The organism is Amycolatopsis sp. NPDC028719 (genome assembly GCF_055565395.1).
In genome coordinates this window covers 124290-140082 of the sequence record NZ_JBVHUL010000014.1, presented here as the reverse complement: position 1 = coordinate 140082, position 15793 = coordinate 124290, and the positions used below count along the sequence as shown (strand labels likewise).

The 15793-nt window shown below is 72.6% G+C and carries 17 protein-coding genes; 8 read left to right on the top strand and 9 right to left on the bottom strand.

Going from position 1 to position 15793, the window contains the following annotated elements; all coding sequences use genetic code 11:
• Window positions 1-437 precede the first annotated feature (437 nt).
• The 5 genes from ACZ4TR_RS43765 to ACZ4TR_RS43745 all read left to right on the top strand — a co-directional run bounded on the left by ACZ4TR_RS43765 (window position 438) and on the right by ACZ4TR_RS43745 (window position 4493).
• Window positions 438-1796 (top strand): sensor histidine kinase, encoded by a 1359-nt coding sequence (locus tag ACZ4TR_RS43765; protein ID WP_465294314.1) that lies wholly within the window; start codon window positions 438-440, stop codon window positions 1794-1796.
• Between the two features lie 76 nt (window positions 1797-1872).
• Window positions 1873-2292: a roadblock/LC7 domain-containing protein gene (locus ACZ4TR_RS43760; protein WP_364523535.1), complete on the top strand. Its 420-nt coding sequence runs from the start codon at window positions 1873-1875 to the stop codon at window positions 2290-2292.
• Window positions 2289-2648: a DUF742 domain-containing protein gene (locus tag ACZ4TR_RS43755; protein ID WP_465294312.1), complete on the top strand. Its 360-nt coding sequence runs from the start codon at window positions 2289-2291 to the stop codon at window positions 2646-2648. Before ACZ4TR_RS43760 ends, ACZ4TR_RS43755 begins: the two co-directional genes overlap by 4 nt.
• Window positions 2629-3237, top strand: coding sequence for a GTP-binding protein (locus ACZ4TR_RS43750; RefSeq protein ID WP_465294311.1), 609 nt, complete (start codon window positions 2629-2631; stop codon window positions 3235-3237). The genes ACZ4TR_RS43755 and ACZ4TR_RS43750 overlap by 20 nt, the downstream gene beginning before the upstream one ends.
• Window positions 3234-4493, top strand: a complete 1260-nt coding sequence (locus ACZ4TR_RS43745) for a cytochrome P450 (RefSeq protein WP_465294309.1) — start codon at window positions 3234-3236, stop codon at window positions 4491-4493. The genes ACZ4TR_RS43750 and ACZ4TR_RS43745 overlap by 4 nt, the downstream gene beginning before the upstream one ends.
• Window positions 4494-4505: 12 nt before the next feature.
• Here ACZ4TR_RS43745 and ACZ4TR_RS43740 read toward each other — a convergent pair whose 3' ends face one another.
• A complete protein-coding gene (locus ACZ4TR_RS43740) occupies window positions 4506-5720 on the bottom strand; it encodes a cytochrome P450 (protein WP_465294307.1) in 1215 nt (404 codons plus the stop codon).
• A 162-nt stretch (window positions 5721-5882) separates the two neighbouring features.
• Entirely contained in the window at window positions 5883-6440 is a 558-nt protein-coding gene (locus ACZ4TR_RS43735; RefSeq protein WP_465294306.1) for a CGNR zinc finger domain-containing protein, read from the bottom strand.
• Between the two features lie 139 nt (window positions 6441-6579).
• Here ACZ4TR_RS43735 and ACZ4TR_RS43730 point away from each other — a divergent pair, with 139 nt between their 5' ends.
• From ACZ4TR_RS43730 to ACZ4TR_RS43720, 3 genes are all read left to right on the top strand, one after another.
• A complete protein-coding gene (locus ACZ4TR_RS43730; RefSeq protein WP_465294304.1) occupies window positions 6580-7263 on the top strand; it encodes an AzlC family ABC transporter permease in 684 nt (227 codons plus the stop codon).
• Window positions 7260-7580: an AzlD domain-containing protein gene (locus ACZ4TR_RS43725; protein WP_364523547.1), complete on the top strand. Its 321-nt coding sequence runs from the start codon at window positions 7260-7262 to the stop codon at window positions 7578-7580. The genes ACZ4TR_RS43730 and ACZ4TR_RS43725 overlap by 4 nt, the downstream gene beginning before the upstream one ends.
• A 603-nt stretch (window positions 7581-8183) precedes the next feature.
• The gene (locus ACZ4TR_RS43720) at window positions 8184-9107 is read left to right on the top strand and encodes a LysR family transcriptional regulator (RefSeq protein ID WP_465294302.1); all 924 of its coding nucleotides are present in this window, start codon (window positions 8184-8186) and stop codon (window positions 9105-9107) included.
• A 182-nt stretch (window positions 9108-9289) separates the two neighbouring features.
• Here ACZ4TR_RS43720 and ACZ4TR_RS43715 read toward each other — a convergent pair whose 3' ends face one another.
• The 7 genes from ACZ4TR_RS43715 to ACZ4TR_RS43685 form a co-directional block, all read right to left on the bottom strand.
• Window positions 9290-9898 carry a flavin reductase family protein gene (locus tag ACZ4TR_RS43715; protein WP_465294300.1) on the bottom strand — a complete coding sequence of 203 codons (609 nt, stop codon included), beginning with the start codon at window positions 9896-9898 and terminating at the stop codon, window positions 9290-9292.
• Window positions 9899-9924: 26 nt separating this feature from the next.
• Window positions 9925-11457, bottom strand: coding sequence for an amino acid adenylation domain-containing protein (locus ACZ4TR_RS43710; protein ID WP_465294298.1), 1533 nt, complete (start codon window positions 11455-11457; stop codon window positions 9925-9927).
• The gene (locus ACZ4TR_RS43705; RefSeq protein WP_465294296.1) at window positions 11454-12422 is read right to left on the bottom strand and encodes a hypothetical protein; all 969 of its coding nucleotides are present in this window, start codon (window positions 12420-12422) and stop codon (window positions 11454-11456) included. Before ACZ4TR_RS43705 ends, ACZ4TR_RS43710 begins: the two co-directional genes overlap by 4 nt.
• Before the next feature lie 4 nt (window positions 12423-12426).
• The gene (locus ACZ4TR_RS43700) at window positions 12427-13026 is read right to left on the bottom strand and encodes a 4'-phosphopantetheinyl transferase family protein (protein ID WP_465294294.1); all 600 of its coding nucleotides are present in this window, start codon (window positions 13024-13026) and stop codon (window positions 12427-12429) included.
• A gap of 248 nt (window positions 13027-13274) precedes the next feature.
• Window positions 13275-14396: an acyl-CoA dehydrogenase family protein gene (locus tag ACZ4TR_RS43695; RefSeq protein WP_465294292.1), complete on the bottom strand. Its 1122-nt coding sequence runs from the start codon at window positions 14394-14396 to the stop codon at window positions 13275-13277.
• Window positions 14389-15540 (bottom strand): acyl-CoA dehydrogenase family protein, encoded by a 1152-nt coding sequence (locus ACZ4TR_RS43690; RefSeq protein WP_465294290.1) that lies wholly within the window; start codon window positions 15538-15540, stop codon window positions 14389-14391. The genes ACZ4TR_RS43695 and ACZ4TR_RS43690 overlap by 8 nt, the downstream gene beginning before the upstream one ends.
• The gene (locus ACZ4TR_RS43685) at window positions 15537-15788 is read right to left on the bottom strand and encodes an acyl carrier protein (protein WP_364523563.1); all 252 of its coding nucleotides are present in this window, start codon (window positions 15786-15788) and stop codon (window positions 15537-15539) included. Before ACZ4TR_RS43685 ends, ACZ4TR_RS43690 begins: the two co-directional genes overlap by 4 nt.
• Window positions 15789-15793 lie beyond the last annotated feature (5 nt).

Sequence of the window (15793 nt, the reverse complement as noted above, 5' to 3'; positions counted from 1 at the left end):
GGGTTTTGGGGGGGTGGTGGGGGTTTTTGTTTTTTTTTTTGGTGTGGTGGGTGGGGCAGCGGGTCCCTCCCCCCCCCCCCCCCCCCCCCCCCCCCCCCCCCCCCCCACGACCCGGTCACGTGCCGGCCGGCGGGTGCGGAGAAACCGCCCGCCGGGGTCGTCAATTCCACAAAGGACAATCGCCGACCTGCGGTGAATCGGAAATTCGCCTGCCTCGCGGCACAAATGGTAATCCGGATTTTATCCAGCGGCGAACTGTCCTCCCGGGCAGTCCGGGAGGACAGTTCGCGCCACTTCGAAACCGAGTCGTGATCCCTGTTGGCAAACCGAGTAGTGTTCGGGCACCAATCGGACTCGAGGAAGTGGAGCGGATGTCGGAACGACCGCCCGCACAGCGTCGGGAAGTACGCGAGTCAGCCGGCCGGGCGGTCATCGGGGTGCTGGTCACCGCTGTCGCCGCCGCCGCGATCTGGACCGGGGTGTCCCTGTCGGTTTCCGGTGGTCAGGCGATTCTCGTCGCCGTCGCCGGCGCGTTCACCGGGATCGTCGCCTGTGTCGCCGTGTTCTTCGCGCTGCGCGGCGGGGACCAGGTCGCGCACGCGAACGCGCAGGCCGAAGCCGCGCTCGGGGAAGCCCGGCGCGCCCGCGAATCCGTGCAGATCAGCGAGGACGCGCTGGCCCGGCTGCTCGACCGGACGGTCCCCGAAGCGGTCCGGCGGCTGCGCGCGGGCACGCCCGCGGACAGCGTGCTGGCCGAAGTCCCGCGTCCCGCCGACGAACTGCACGAGCGCGTCCTGCGGCTCGTGGTCGACGAAATCGCCGTCGGCGAACGCCGCCGCGCCGCCGCGACGGCCGCCTGCGCGAGCGCGGCGGGCCGGCTGCAGGCCCTGGCGACCAGCACGCTCGGCGACCTGCGCGAAATGGAGAACCGGTCGTCCGACGCGATGCTCGGGGACCTCCTGAAGGTGGACCACAGCACGGCGCAGGCGGGGCGGCTGGCCGACAGCATCGCCGTGCTCACCGGCGCGCGGTCGGGCCGCCGGTGGACGAAACCGATCCGGATGGAAAGCATCCTGCGCGGGGCGCTCGGCCGCATCGGCGCCTATCAGCGGGTGCGGGTGCATTCCGCGAGCGGGGTCGCGGTCGTCGGTTATGCCGCGGAAGACGTCATGCACGCGCTCGCCGAACTGATGGACAACGCCACGAAGTTCTCGGCGCCGTCGGAAGAAGTGCACGTTTATGTCGAAGATCTGCACAATGGCGCGGTCATCACCATCGAGGACGGCGGCCTCGGGATGAAGGCGCAGGCTCTCGTCCGCGCCGAACGCGCGGTGTCCCTCGACCAGCCGCTCGACCTGACTTCGATGTCGGGGACGCGGCTCGGGCTCGCGGTCGTGGGCAGCCTGGCGCGCAAGCACCAGCTGCACGTGTTCTTCCGGCCTTCGTCCCGCGGCGGGATCGGCGTGGTCATGCGCATCCCGACGCAGCTGATCACGCAGCCCCGGCCCGAGGCCCTGCCGGAGGCGGCGGAGCCGGCCGAGACCGTCGTGTGGCCCGGGCCCGCCGACACGAGCCACGAAGTCGCCGGCGACCTGACCGAGCCGTCCGAACTGCCGAAACGCTCACGCGGGCAGACGCTGACCGCCGCGTCGCGCCGGCCGCCGTCTCCCACGCCGGGCCCCGCCCGGGCCGAGCGCGACTCCGGTTCCCGGTTCGGGGCCTTCCAGCAGCGCCGCAGCGGTGGCGCCTCGTCGTCGCGCCACGCCGCCCCGTCCGACACCGGCGAAGACGCGTGACCTCCTCGCTCTGCCCGTACACCCGCACACCGCCAGATGGGAGCAAGGGGACTCGCCGCGCCGGGCCCCGGATTCGATGACTGATTCGGACAAGAGCCTCGAATGGCTCCTCGAGAACCTCGTCGGCAACACCGCCGGCGCCTGCCACGCCCTCGTGCTGTCCCGGGACGGCCTGAAGCTCTGCCACACCCAGGGGCTCACCGTCGACCGCGCCGACCAGCTGGCCGCGATCGCCGCCGGCGTCCAGGCGCTGGCGCACGGCGCGTCGGTCGAGTTCGGTGACGGCACCGGCGGCGTGCGGAACTCGATGACCGAGTTCCACGGCGGGATCCTCTTCATCGTGGAGGCCGGGGTCGGCTCGCACCTGGCCGTGATCGCCACGGAGGACGCCGACGTCGGCCTGATCGGGCACAACATGGACGAGCTGGTGGAGCAGATCGGCTCGGTCTTCACCGCCCCGCCGCGCTTCGTGGCGGCCGACAACCCGGCTTCGTGACGCGCTCGGCGCTCGACGGGGAAGACCCGGACCGGCTCTACACGGTCACGGGCGGGCGCAGCAGCGCGGACGACATCGACCTGGATCTCGTGACGTTGATCGTCCGGGAGTCGGAGCCGTCGACGGGCATGCAGTCCGAACACGTCAAGATTCTCGGCATCACCGGGAAGCCGACGTCCGTCGTGGAGCTGTCGGCCGAGCTGGCGCTCCCGGTGAGCGTGACCAAGATCCTGCTCGCGGACCTGCTGGCCACGGGCAAGGTGTCCGCCCGACATCCGTCGTCGGCCCAGGCCGCGGGACGGACCTCCGACTCGGAATTCCTCAAGAAGGTGCTCGTTGGACTCCGCAATCTCTGAAACAGGCGAACGGCTCCCTCTGGCCGACACCGCGACCGACGGCCTGAAGATCGTCATCGTCGGCGGCTTCGGCGTCGGGAAGACGACCATGGTCCGGTCGGTCAGCGAGATCCGGCCGCTGAGCACCGAAGAGACGATGACCCAGGCCGGGATCGGCGTCGACCACACCCGGGGGGTGCAGGCCAAGACGACGACCACGGTGGCGTTCGACTTCGGCCGGATCAGCCTCGACGAGCAGCTGATCCTCTACCTGTTCGGCGCGCCGGGACAGGAACGGTTCTGGTTCCTCTGGGACAGCCTGTTCTCCGGCACCCTCGGTGCCGTCGTCCTGGTGGACGCCCGCCGGCTGGCCGAATCGTGGTACGCGATCGACCGGCTCGAGCACCACGGGACGCCGTTCATCGTGGCGCGCAACAACTTCGGGCCGCCGAAGCACAGCCTCGACGACGTCCGCGCCGCGCTCGACCTGGACGGCGAGGTGCCTCTCGTCGACTGCGACGCCCGCGACCGGGACTCGTCCAAGCAGGTCCTGATCTCGCTCGTCGACCACCTCTACACCCTGTCCAAAGTCCGGGAGGGCGCATCGTGACCGGTTTCCAGACCAGCACCCCGGCGGAGACGATCCCCGCCGCGGACCGGGTCCGGTTGTACGGACCCGAGTTCCAGAAGGATCCCGCCGCGCTGTACGCCCGGATCCGGCGGCAGTACGGCGGGGTCGTCCCGGTCCTGCTCGACGGCGACGTCCCCGCGTGGCTGCTGACCGGCTACCGCGAGATCCACCAGGTGTGCCAGGACTCGCAGCTGTTCGCCCGCGACAGCCGCCGGTGGAACCAGTGGGACAACATCGCCGACGACTGGCCGCTGCTGCCCTACGTCATGCACAACCCGTCGGTGATGTTCACCGAGGCCGGCGAGCACCGGCGCCGTGCGGGCGCGATCGGCGACGCGCTGTCCGCGGTCGACCAGTTCGACCTCGGCGCGCACTGCGAGCGCATCGCGGACCGGCTGATCGACTCCTTCGCGGGCACCGGCGAAGCCGACCTGATCGCCCGCTTCGCCCAGCAGGCGCCGCTGCTGGCGGTCGCCAAGATGTACGGCATGCCCGACTCCGAGGCGCCCGCGCTGGTGCGCGACGTCGCGCTGTCGCTGGACGTCGGTCCCGAAGCGCTGCCCGCGTACGTCCGGGTGCAGGAGGCGATGGCGCGGCTGGTGGCGGTGAAACGCGAGCAGCCGGGCGCGGACGTGCCCACGGCGATGCTGCGGCACCCGGCGAACCTGACCGACGACGAGGTCGTCCAGGACCTGCTCGTGGTGACCGCCGCGGCGCAGCAGCCGACGGCGAACTGGATCGGCAACACCATCCGGCTGATGCTGACCGACAGCCGGTTCGCGATGACGCTCTCGGGTGGCCGGGGCAGTGTCGGCCAGGCCCTCAACGAGGTGCTGTGGCACGACACGCCCACGCAGAACTTCATCGGGCGCTTCGCGAGCCGCGACACCGTGCTCAGCGGTGTCCGCGTGCGGCAGGGGGACCTGGTGGTGCTCGGGCTGGCGGCCGGGAACGCCGATCCGCACGCCCGGCCCGACGCGGCGGCCGGTGCCCTGGGCAACCACGCGCACATGTCGTTCGGCCACGGCGAGCACGGTTGTCCTTACCCGGCACCGGAAGTGGCGGAGGTCATCGCCCGCACCACCGTCGAAGTCCTGCTGGACCGGCTGCCGGACCTCGAGCTCGCGGTCCCGGCGGAGGAGCTCGTGTGGCGGCCGTCGGTGTGGATGCGGGGCCTGGAGAGCCTGCCGGTGCACTTCACCCCGGTCCACGTGGCGGGACCGGGGGCGTGGTGACCGCTCCGGCGGCTACGCCGGGGTGAACGTCACCGGCAGTGACGCCGGTCCCCGGGTGAAGACGCCCAGTTCGCCCGGGGCCGCGCCCTCGGCGAGCCGCAGGTCCGGCATCGCGTCGAGTAGCTGGTTGACGCCGACCTCGATCTCGGTCTTCGCCAGGAGTGCGCCGACGCAGAAGTGGCGGCCCAGCGCGAAGGACAGGTGACTGGCCGCCGCCGAGAACGCGGTTTCGGTCGGCAGGTCCGTGCGGAAGATGTCGAACGCGCCGGGGTTCGCGAACCGCCGCGGGTCGCGGTTCGCCGCGCCGATCAGGCAGGTCACCGTGCTGCCGGCGGGAATCGTCTCGCCGGCGATCTCGATGTCCTCCGCCGGCTGCCGCATGATCATATGCACCGGCGGGGTGTGACGCAGGGTTTCGGCGAACGCCTTCGCGACCAGGGAGCGGTCGGCGCGCACGGCGTCGAGCTGGTCGGGGTGCTCCAGCAGGTTCCGGAACAGGCTGGCGATCGCCTTGTCGGTCGTTTCGCCACCGGCGGCCAGCAGCAGGCTGCAGAAGGCTTTGATGTCCTCGTCGCTCATGCTGGTGCCGTCGACCTCGGCGGCGCAGAGCGCCGAAAGGAGGTCGTCGCCGGGGTTTTCGCGGCGGTCCCGGATGATCGGGATCATGTACGCGGCGAGCTCGTCGTGGGTCCGGAGCCCGGCCGCGGCGACGTCCGCGTCCTGGCTGAGGTTGCCGAGGAAGGCGATGATCGCGCTGTACCAGCGCTGGAACCGGGCGTGGTCGTGCTGGTCCAGCCCGAGCATGTCGACGATGACGTTGATCGGGAAGTGGCGGGCGTAGTCGGTGACGATGTCGGCCGAGCCGCGGCCGCGGAAGGCGTCGATGAGCTGCGCGGAGTTCCGCTCGATCACGGGGCGGAACTTCTGCTCCAGCTCGTTGCCCCGGAACGCCGGCGCCACCAGCGCGCGGCGGACCGCGTGCTCCCGGCCGCTCATCTGCAGGATCGTCCGGCCGTGCACCGGTTCCAGCTGCCAGCCGTAGTTGTCGGTGGTGAACGCGCTCTCCTTGAAGGCGCGCGACACGTCGTCGTAGCGCGAAAGGACGTAGCTCTGCATTCCTTCGTGCCAGAACACCGGCGAATCTTCGAGCATGACGTCGTACGCGGAATACGGATCGGCGGCGAACTCCGGCGACAGAAGGTCCGGCGCGTGCCCTGCTGAAGTCACGAGACTCCTTTGTTCGGCGGTCGAGCCGCCCAGGCTAGCGGGGATGCTTGCGGTGGCGAAAGAGTTCGCCACCGGTCCCCGGCGCCGCAACGGAATCTCCGCGGCGCGGGACCGGGTGCGCGCCTTTCCGCGCGGCGGGTTTCGCCGGCCGTCCGCCGGACTTCACTGCGCGGTGCGGCCCGCGGCCTGGCGGGCCCGGTACGCCCGCATCTTGTGCCGGGCGCCGCACACGGACGTCTCGCACCAGCGGCTCACCGCGTTGGGGGAGCGGTCGTAGAAGGCCCACAGGCAGTCCTCGGCCGCGCAGATCTTCAGACGGCGCAGGGACCCGTCGAGGCTGGTGGTGACCACCGCGGCGAGCACCCGGGTGATCGCCTTGTCCAGCGAGGTCGGGCCGTCGCCGAGGAACTCCACGGCCGGCGGCCCGGCCCGCAGGACGGGACGGGTGCCGGTGCGGGCCAGTTCGCCGTTGAGGACGCCCTCCGCGCCCGGTGCCTCCTCGGTGCCGCCCAGGAACTGGCGCAGCGCCTCCCGGAGCCTGCGCACGCGAGCCAGATCGGCCTCCGTCGGCCGGGACGGGCACGGCAGGCCCTCGGTCTCCGCCCACGTCACCAGGCCGGCCGGGGTGCTCAGGTCGTCCCGGTCCTCCAGCAGCTCGCGGGTGTTGACCAGGCTTTGCACCACGGCGAGCGGGGCTGGTGCTGCGGGACGGGGAACCATGGTCCCATGTTACCAGCAGATTCGCGCGATGGTTACTCAATCGGATGATCGACCTGCGGATATGGCACACGATCGCCCGATTCGGTTACCAACAATCGCCGTTGCTGGTAACGTCAAGGTCATCGAGGAGGTGAGCATCGTGACCGAAACCACCGCCGAACCCCGTTCGCCGGGCCAAGTCGTGCGCCCGGTGCTGCCGGTGGCCGCGGCCGACCTGGCCGACGGCATGGCGTTCGGTGCGCTCGCGGCCTCGGTCGGGATGGGCGTGCTGGCTCCGGTGGCCATGTCGCTGCTGGTGTTCTCCGGCAGCGCCCAGTACGGCGCGGTCGCCGTCATCGGCCAGCACGGCTCGGTCTGGGCCGTGATCGGCGCGGCCGCCGCGCTCAACGCCCGCTACCTGTTGATGGGCACCACGATCGCCCCCGCGCTGACCGGGTCCGCCTGGTCGCGGGCGGGCACGGCGCTGCTGATCACCGACGGGTCCTGGGCGATCGCCCACCGCGGTGAAGGGCGCTACGACCTGCGAACCCTGCGGGTCGCCGGCGCGCTGTGCCTGTGCGGCTGGACCGCCGGGACCGCGCTGGGCGCCATCCTCGGCGACGCCATCGGCGACCCGGGACGGCTGGGGCTGGACGCCGCCTATCCGGTGTTCTTCCTCGGCCTGCTGCGCACGCACCTGAAGACCCCGCGCGACTGGGGGCTGGCGGTCCTCGGCGTCGTCGCCGCGGGCGCGCTGGTTGCCTGGACGCCCCCGGGGGTCCCGGTGCTGGTGGCCGGAGCCGCCGGTGCCGTGGCCGGAACGGCCTTGGGGGTGCGGCGATGAGCTACCAGTGGATCATCGTGCTGGCGCTCGGCGCCACCGCGCTCACCTTGCGCGTGGTCGTCCCGCTGGCCGCCGGTGGACGAGAACTGCCGACGTGGCTGCGCAACGCGCTGACCTGCGCGACTCCGGCCCTCATCGCCGGTCTCGTGGTCACGTTGCTGTGGCCGTCCTCGGGTGAGGTCACCTCGACACGGACGCTCACCGCGCTGGCGGGGGTCGGTGTCGGGGTCGCGCTCCTGGCCGGCAAGCGGTCGATCCTGACCGCGATGATCGGCGCCGCGGTCGTGAGTGCGTTGCTGCGCCTGGTGTTCACCTGATCCCGCACGCCCGGTGACCGCGCTCGAAGTACGGCTGACCGACAACTGCACAACGGAAATCCCGAAGATCGAAAGGGCGCTTCCACTGCGGAGAGGCCGAATCGGGCAACGGTGGCGACGCTGCTCTCTTGGAGTGAGGAAATCGTCGAACCGGCCACGATGGGTGAAAAGGAAATATGCCTTTCCTGCCTGATGGTGGCAGTTTGCCTGATCATCGTCCGGTGGTACCCGCAGCGGGTCACCGGTCGAGGCCGGTTCGCCCGGGACGGGCGTGGCCAAGAGCACGAGCGAAAGAGCGAGGGGCATCCGGCGCCGCGAGCGTGCCGAGGATGCCGATCGGGGGAACGTCGTGAATGGTGTCGTGCCGGCAGCGAGTGGCCGGCCGCTAGGAGGTTTCGTGGTCGAGACCGAGTTCCACCACGGTGAGAGAGTGGCCGGCCGGACGGCCCGTCCGCGGACCGTCGCGGACGCCGCGCACCGGGATCACCGCGTGCGGAAGGAAGCGGTCCCGCGAAAACTCACGCCGCTCAGCGAAGGGAACACACGCCCGTGCCCGGGGATCGCACCCCGTGCCGCTCGTCCCGGCAGGCGGTGATCCGGGCCGTGGACACCGCCTCCCTCTCCACCTTCCTCAGGGTGGCCGAGCAGTCGAGCTTCACCAAGGCGGCCAGCGATCTGAGCCTGGCCCAGCCGACGGTCACCGCCCGGATCAAGAAACTCGAGCGCGACCTCGCCTGCGATCTGTTCAACCGCACCGGCGCGCTCGTCCGGCTCACCACCGCCGGCCAGCGGTTCCGGCGCTACGCCCACAAGATCGTGAAGCTCAGCCGGATGGCGGAGGAAACCGTGCTCGAGGGCACCGCTCCCGGCGACGCGCTGACCGTGGGCGCCGACAGCGGGCTCACCTCCTACCGGCTGGTGCCGATCATCGAGTACCTGTACCGGCGGCACCCCGAACTGGCGCTGGAGATCCGGCCGCTGGAAGAGGACCCGTGGAGCCGCATCGGGGATTCCGACGTCGACTGCGCGTTCTTCATCGACGTCTGCGAGTCCTCGCCGAAAGCCGATTCGACCCTGCTGTGCCCGGAGCCGCTCGTGGTGGTCGCCGGCCAGGACGGGCCGCTCGGCCGTGACCCGGTCCCGACCTCGCGGCTGGCGAGGTACCCCTTGCTGTGCGCGCACCGCGGCAGCGGCTACCAGCGCCTGTTCGAGCAGACGCTGGGCGACGTCGGCGACACCCGGATCCGGGCGCTGACCTTCGGCTCGATCGACGCGGTGAAGCACGCGCTGACCGCCGGGCTGGGCATCGCGCTGCTGCCCCGGCTCAGCGTCGCCGGCGAGCTGGCCGAGGGCCGGCTGGTCGAGGTGCCGTGGACGGCGCCGTTCCAGGTCTTCACCCAGGTCGCCTGGCACGGCGAGATCCGCACCGACCCCCGGTTCTCGGTACTGCTCGACGCGGCGGCCCGCGCTACTGCCGAACAGGTCGCGGACGCGGGAACGCGCCCGGCCCGGCGGTCCGCCCTCTGAGAGGCGGTCCGCCGAGGCGGGCGCTGGTCCCGGTTCAGGCTCCGGGTGGTTGTTGCTCTTGTCCGTGGAGCACTGTTGGTGCCGCGTAGCCAGTTGACTTGCCGGTCGCGGACGCGGGAACGCGCCCGGCCCAGCGTCCGCCCTCTGAGAGGCGGGCCGCCGAGCCGGGCGCCGGTCCCGGTTCAGGCTCCGAGCGGGTACTGCTCTCGTCCGTAGAGCACTGTCGGGGCCGCGTTCGTGTCCCGCAGCCAGACGACCTTGCCGACGACCACGGTGTGGTCCAGCAGCGTCGCGGTGTCACCCACTTCGCAGAGCAGCGCCACTCCCGCGGCGGACAGCACGGGGATCCGGCGCTGGGGCTGCCACGGCACGCCGTCGAACCGCTCGGCCGGGCTGCCGGTGGCGAACTTGCGGGTCAGCGCCCGCTGCGACCAGGACAGCGTGTTCACCGCGAAGACCCCGTTGTCGAGGATGGCTTCGAGGGTCCGGCTGTGGCAGCCCAGCGACACCAGGACGCTCGGGGTGTCGGCCGAAAGCGACATCACCGCGTTGGCCGTGCACCCGACGGGCGTGTCCTCGGTGACGGTGGTGAGCACGGTGACCCCGGTCGGCAGCTTCGCGATCGCCCGGCGGAACCCGTCCGCGGGCACCAGCCCCGGCGCGGGAGGGATTCCGGTGGGCGGGCTCGGCGCCGAGGCGTCCTGTGGTGGCGAGATGGCTTGCGCCGCACGGGTTTCCGTGGGCGGGCACGCGGTCTCGAGCCGGGGCTGGGGGACAGGTGCGGTTCCCATGGTGTTCCCTTCCGGGGGTGGGGTGGTCATCCGCGCTGCCCGATCGCGTCCGCGGTGAGGGCCGAGCGGTCGATCTTGCCGTTGACGTTGAGCGGCAGCTCGTCCAGCACGCTGAGCCGCCGGGGCACCATGTAGCCGGGCAGCCGGCCGGCGACGGCGGCGAGCAGCCGCTCGGGGTCGAGGTGCGACCCCGTGCACACCGCTTCGAGCTCGGTGGTGCCGCCGCTGCCGGGCAGGGCGAGCACGATCGCGTCGCGCACCGCCTCCTGATCCCGCAGCGCGGCTTCGATCTCGCCGAGTTCCACCCGGTAGCCCTGCACCTTCACCTGCTGGTCCGACCGTCCCAAGTGGACGAGCGAACCGTCCTGCCAGGACACCCGGTCCCCGGTGCGGTACCAGGCGGTGTCGTCGAGCTCGTCGCCCGCGCGGTGCGGCCGCGCGCTCCGGTCGCCGTCGCCGAAGTGGTAGAAGCGGCCCTCGTTGTCGGCCGGGTCGAGGTAGCCGGGGAACCGCTGGGGCCCGCGCGCGCAGAGTTCCCCTTCCACGGCGGGGTATCCCTGGTCGTTCAGCACGACGTGACCGACGTTGGGGTGGAGGCGCCCGATCGGCACCGTCCCGTTGGCGGTGGCCGGCCAGTCCGCCGGATCGGCCGGCAGCCGGAACGCGGTGCAGCTGATGGTCAGCTCGGTGGGGCCGTAGAGGTTCTCCACGACACCCCCGGGGGCGGCACGCTGCCAGGCTGCGGCCTGGTGCGTGGTGAGCGGCTCACCGCAGAACAGGCTCCAGCGCAGCGTGGGCATGCTGCCGGGCCGCAGGCTGCGCAGGCGCTGGGCGAAGGACACCATCGAGGGCACCGAGAACCAGTGGGTGAGCTCCTTCTCCGCGACGAACCGCACCGGCGCCAGCAGGTCCTCGCGGCTGGGGACGACGAGCGTCGCGCCGCCGCCCCAGGCGGTGAACATGTCGAACACCGACAGGTCGAAGGTCAGGTCGAACGTCTGCGAGACGCGGCTGCCCGGCGTCATCTCGTACCGCGGCACGACGTGCTCGAGGTAGGCGCAGACGTTGCGGTGCCGGATCGGGACGCCCTTGGGCTGCCCGGTCGAGCCCGAGGTGAACAGGATGTAGGCCAGGTCCCCGGCGCGGGACTCCGGCGGGGTGCGCGCGGCGCCGTCGGCGGGTTCGGTCATGAGCAGCTCCGGCACCCCGAGGCCGGCGGACGTGCCCGGGTCCTCGGTGAGGACCAGGTCGAGGCCGGCGGCCTCGGCGATCATCCGGTTGCGCTCGGCGGGGAACGCGGGGTTGAGCGGGACAGCGGTGCTGCCCAGCCGTTGCGCGGCGAGGTAGCCGGCGTAGGTCAGCACGCTGCGCTCGGCCAGCACGCCGATCCGGCCGGGCACGCTCCCCGCCGCGGTGACGGCTTCGGCGGCGATGTGCCCGGCGAGGTCCCGCAGTCCGGCGTAGGTCAGGGTGCGCGCTCCGACTTCGAGCGCGGGCGTGCCGGCGTGCTTCTCGGCCGACGCGGCGAACCACTGGTACAGGGTTTCCATCGTGCTCATCCCTCCGATACGGGTGCGGTGGTCGTCTTTTCGTGGATGCGCAACAGGTCGTCGAAGGTCCGCCGCAGCAGGCCGGCCCGCGGCCGGCCCCGGGCGGCGGACTCCGCGGCGAACCGGACGACCTTGGCCAGCTCGCCCCAGCTCACCGCGGCCGCGGCGGCGGTCTCCGCGCAGATTTCGCCGTTCGCGGCGAGCACTTCGAGGCGGTAGGTGTAGTGCCTGCTCGCCGCCCACAGGTCGTCGCCGTAGCGGGCCGCGGCGGTGTCGTCCTCGGTCAGCACTTCGCTGACGCGCTCGAGCGCCTCCGGCAGGCCGCGGGTCCAGGCAGCCGGGTCGGCCGGGGGCTCCTCGCCGGTGGCGGGCGCCAGCCAGCGGAACCGGTCCGCGTGCACCGGCTCCACGGCGGTGCCCAGCGCGTAGCGGTCGCGGTTGGCGATCTCCTGCGGCCACGGCGTGTGCGGGGCCAGCGCGCGCTCCAGCGCGGCGTCGTCCAGCCAGCCGAGGAAGGGTTCCTGCTCGCCGAGCGGGGTCAGCGCGCGGAAGTGGTCGGCCACCAGCCACCGCCCGTCGCGCCGGCCGAGCAGCAGCAGCCAGTGCGGCGAGTGCGCGCTCTCGTGCGCCGGGGACCAGGACAGGTGGAAGGTGTCGGCGACGGCCAGTACCCGCCCCGAGCGGGTGAGCTCGGCCTGGAGGCCGGCGACGGCCCGCCCCCAGTCGGCCGCGCCGTGGTAGCCGAGCGCGGCGCCGTCGTCGATCCGCGCGTGCTGGGAGAAGACCAGGTTCCCGGGGCCGCTGTCGAGCCGGACCGCCAGGCGCACGGCGTGCGCCAGCCGCGACTGCACGCCGGGCTCGCCGGTTTCGAGGTAGGCCACCAGGTTGGTGGTGTAGCAGCTGAGTTCCGGAACTACGTCCGGGGCGTTGACGAGGTGCACGTCGACCTCCGTCGTCGTGGTCGGGTCCCGCACCGGGTCACGGAGCGGGCTGGAAGGCGCAGCTGAGCGGCACCGGCGATCGGGTGCGCAGGCTCAGCCAGGCGAAGCCGCCCCAGTGCCCGGACACCGCGCCGGGCGGGACGTCGATCGACCAGGGCCGCCCGGCCAGGCCGGTGCCCGCGGCCTTGACGCAGGCCTCCTGCACGGTCCACACCCAGGCGAACTCCTTCGCCCGCCGGGCGCGCGGCAGGCCGGTGACCGCCGGGGCGTGCGGGCCGAGGCACCGGCGCACGGCCGAGTCGGTCAGCCGGTCCGGGGGCAGTTGGACGTCGACGCCCACGTCCCCGTGCGCGCACACCGCCGCCGCGATCCGGTCCCCGTCGTGGGAGATGGTGACGCCGGGCAGCGCGAGGTCCTCGGCGCTGCCCGGGTCCAGCCGGGGCTTTCCGGCCGGGTCGGCGCACAGCGGCAGCGCGGCCAGGTCGGGCCGGACCCGCCGCAGCAGGCGCCGCAGCAGGTGCCGGCCGGCGAGGAACTCCCCGCGGCGCCACGGCGGCCGGGTGCCGGCCTCGGCGAGGTCCCCCGCGTCGGCGGGCGCATCGCCGAGGTCGGCCCGGGTGGCCGAAGCGACCCACACACCGGGCGCGATCTCGGCCCCGTCGACAGTGACCTCGGTGAGCCCACCGGCACCGCCACGAGCCCGGCCGATCTCAGCGCCCGAGGTGACCCCCGCAAACCCCCGGCCCGCAGCACTTTCCCGTGAAAGCTCCGCCTCGAGAGCCGCACTTTCACGTGAAAGTGCCGTCTTGGGTCCCGCACTTTCACGTGAAAGTGCGGGCGGGAGCCCATGGGGGGCGCCGTGCGTGGTCGTCTCGTCGGGGGTGCTCATGCGCGCAGTTCCTCGAGGACGTTCTCGGCGCCGTCGGCGACCGCGCCGAGCATCAGCTCGGTCACTCCGCCGCCGATGCCGAACACCGCCGCCTCGGCCCGCACGAGCTGCAGGCCGCCGTCGGCGAAACCGTCTGCGCCCTGCCAGCGCGCGCAGCGCGACAGCACGTCGTCGGCGGTGAGCCCGACCGCCGCCTTCAGCGTCGCCGCGCTCGTCGTGTCGTGGTCCTCCACGACCCGCTCGCCCAGTGCTTCGTACAGCGCGCGCAACGAGCGCACCCGGACCAGGCAGCCCGCGAACTCCTGGCGGACCGAGTCGTGGTCCCACAACGCGCGCCCGTCGATCTCTCGCTCCATCAACGCGGTCCGGGTCTTCGCCAGCACCCGGCTGGTGAGCGCGGTCGCCCACTGCGCGCCGGCGAGCCGTTCGGTGCCCATGTGCCGGGCGAACAGCGCCAGCCCGCGCCCGGTCCGGCCGAGCACGGCGGAGGCGGGCAGCCGCACCCCGGCGAACTCGACGTGCCCGATGCCCGCCCCCGCGAGCAGGGTGGACGCGGCAGGCGAGACCCGCACCCCCGCCGCGTTCGCCGGGACCAGGACCCACGTGAAGGCGGTGAAGTGCCGGCCGGGGCGGTGCCGGGCCAGCACCAGGAAGTACGCGGCGCGGGTCGCCGTGGTCACCCACCGCTTCGCGCCCTCGAGCCGGACGGTGTCCCCGTCGATCTCGATCTCCGTGCCCAGCCCGGTGAGGTCGGACCCGGCCGCCGCGGCGTCCGTGGCGGCCAGCGCGACCTCGCGGTCGCCGCTGATGACCTCGTCGAACTCAGGTCCGGTCCCGGCGGCCAGGATCGGCAGCGCGCTCGCGGACTGCACCAGCACGCTCAGCGTGGTCCCGTTGTCCTCCCGCGCGTCCACCGCGCGGAGGGTGGCGCCGAGCCGGTCCGGGTCGGCGACCAGCCCGGTCGGGGTGCGCCGCCGGTACTGCCCCCGCAGCACGCCGGTGGCGCCGAGCCGCTGCCACACCCGCGCGGCGGAGGCGTCGGGTTCCCCAGTGGACAGTGCGGCCGCGGCGTCCGGACCGGCGCGCACCCGGTCTTCGAGGAGGGCTGACTCAGGCAAAGCGCACCTCCTGGTCGAGCAGGGTGAGCCGGCCGTCGGCGAGGTGCAGCCGGTCGTTGCTGTAGTTCAGCACCGCCGAGCGCAGGTCCCGCAGCGACTGCTCCAGCCGCGTGGGGGAGTCGCGCAGGTAGCCGTGGCGCATCCCGACGGCGTCGACCAGTTCGTCGACGGCGCGGTAGCACTCCTCGGCGGCGGTGATCTTCACGGCGTTGATCAGCAGCTGCACCTTCGGCACGCTGAGATCCGCGGTCGTCTCGACGACGTGGCGGGCATGGCCGATCAGCGCGTGCACGGTGTCCAGCCGCTGGCGCGCCCGCGACAGCCGCGTCATCAGCAGTTCCGAGCTCAGGTCGGTCTTCCCCCGGCTGCCGCGCAGCGACGCGATCACCCGGGACAGCGCCCCGGCCGCCGTGCCCAGCCAGCAGGACGCCCAGCCGAGGTGCGCCAGCGGGCCGAACACGGTGGTGACGATCGTGTGGAAATCGCCGTGGCGCCCGACGACCTGGTGGGCGGGGAGCCGCCCGCGCAGCCGCAGGGCACCGCTGTCGCTGGCGCGCATGCCCAGCGGCTGCCAGCCACCCGCCCGCTCGATCTCCAGCTGGTGGCGGGCGGCGTAGACGAGCGACACCTGGTTGTCCGCTTCCGCGTCCGGGGCGCGCAGGGTGATCAGGAACCCGTCGGCGTGGTTGCCCCCGGTGACGACCGGCGCGAAGCGGTCGACGAGCAGTTCGCCGTCGCGCCAGGCCGCGGCGGATTCGGCGGTCAGCAGGTGCCCGCCCTTGCCCGCCTCGGTGGTGACCGAGCCGAGGTAGAGCCGGCCCGTGGCGATCTCGGGCAGCAGTTCCGCGCGCAGCCGGCCTTCGGCGTGCGCGAGCACGGCGGCGACCTGCTGGCAGTGCATCGCGAAGATCATCGCCACCGACATGTCGACCCGGCCCAGCTCGGTGCTGGCCTCGAGCACGTCGGCCAGCGATCCGCCGAGCCCGCCGTCTTCGGCGGGCACGAGCAGGCCCAGCAGGCCGGTGGCGCGCAGCTCGTCGAGCGCCTGCACCGGGAACGCGGCGGCGTCGTCGGCCTCGCGGACGTGCTCCTCGGCGACCTTGGTCACGCGTCCGACGAGTTCGGCCAGCGGGGCGGCGGTCACGACGACACCCCCTGGCGCTCCAGCTGGGCGCTCACCGCGGTCCACAGGGTGGCCGGGGTGGCGAAGGTGGCGTCGGTGATGTCCTCGTCCGGCAGGGAGACGCCGAAGACGTCCTCGATCTCGAACAGCACGTTGATCGACTGCATCGAGTCGAGCCCGCGCTCGCGCAGCGAGTCGTCCGGGCCGAGCTCGCGGCCGTTGAGGAACTTGAGGAACGGGGTGAGCAGTTCGGCCATGCGGGGATCCATCGGTT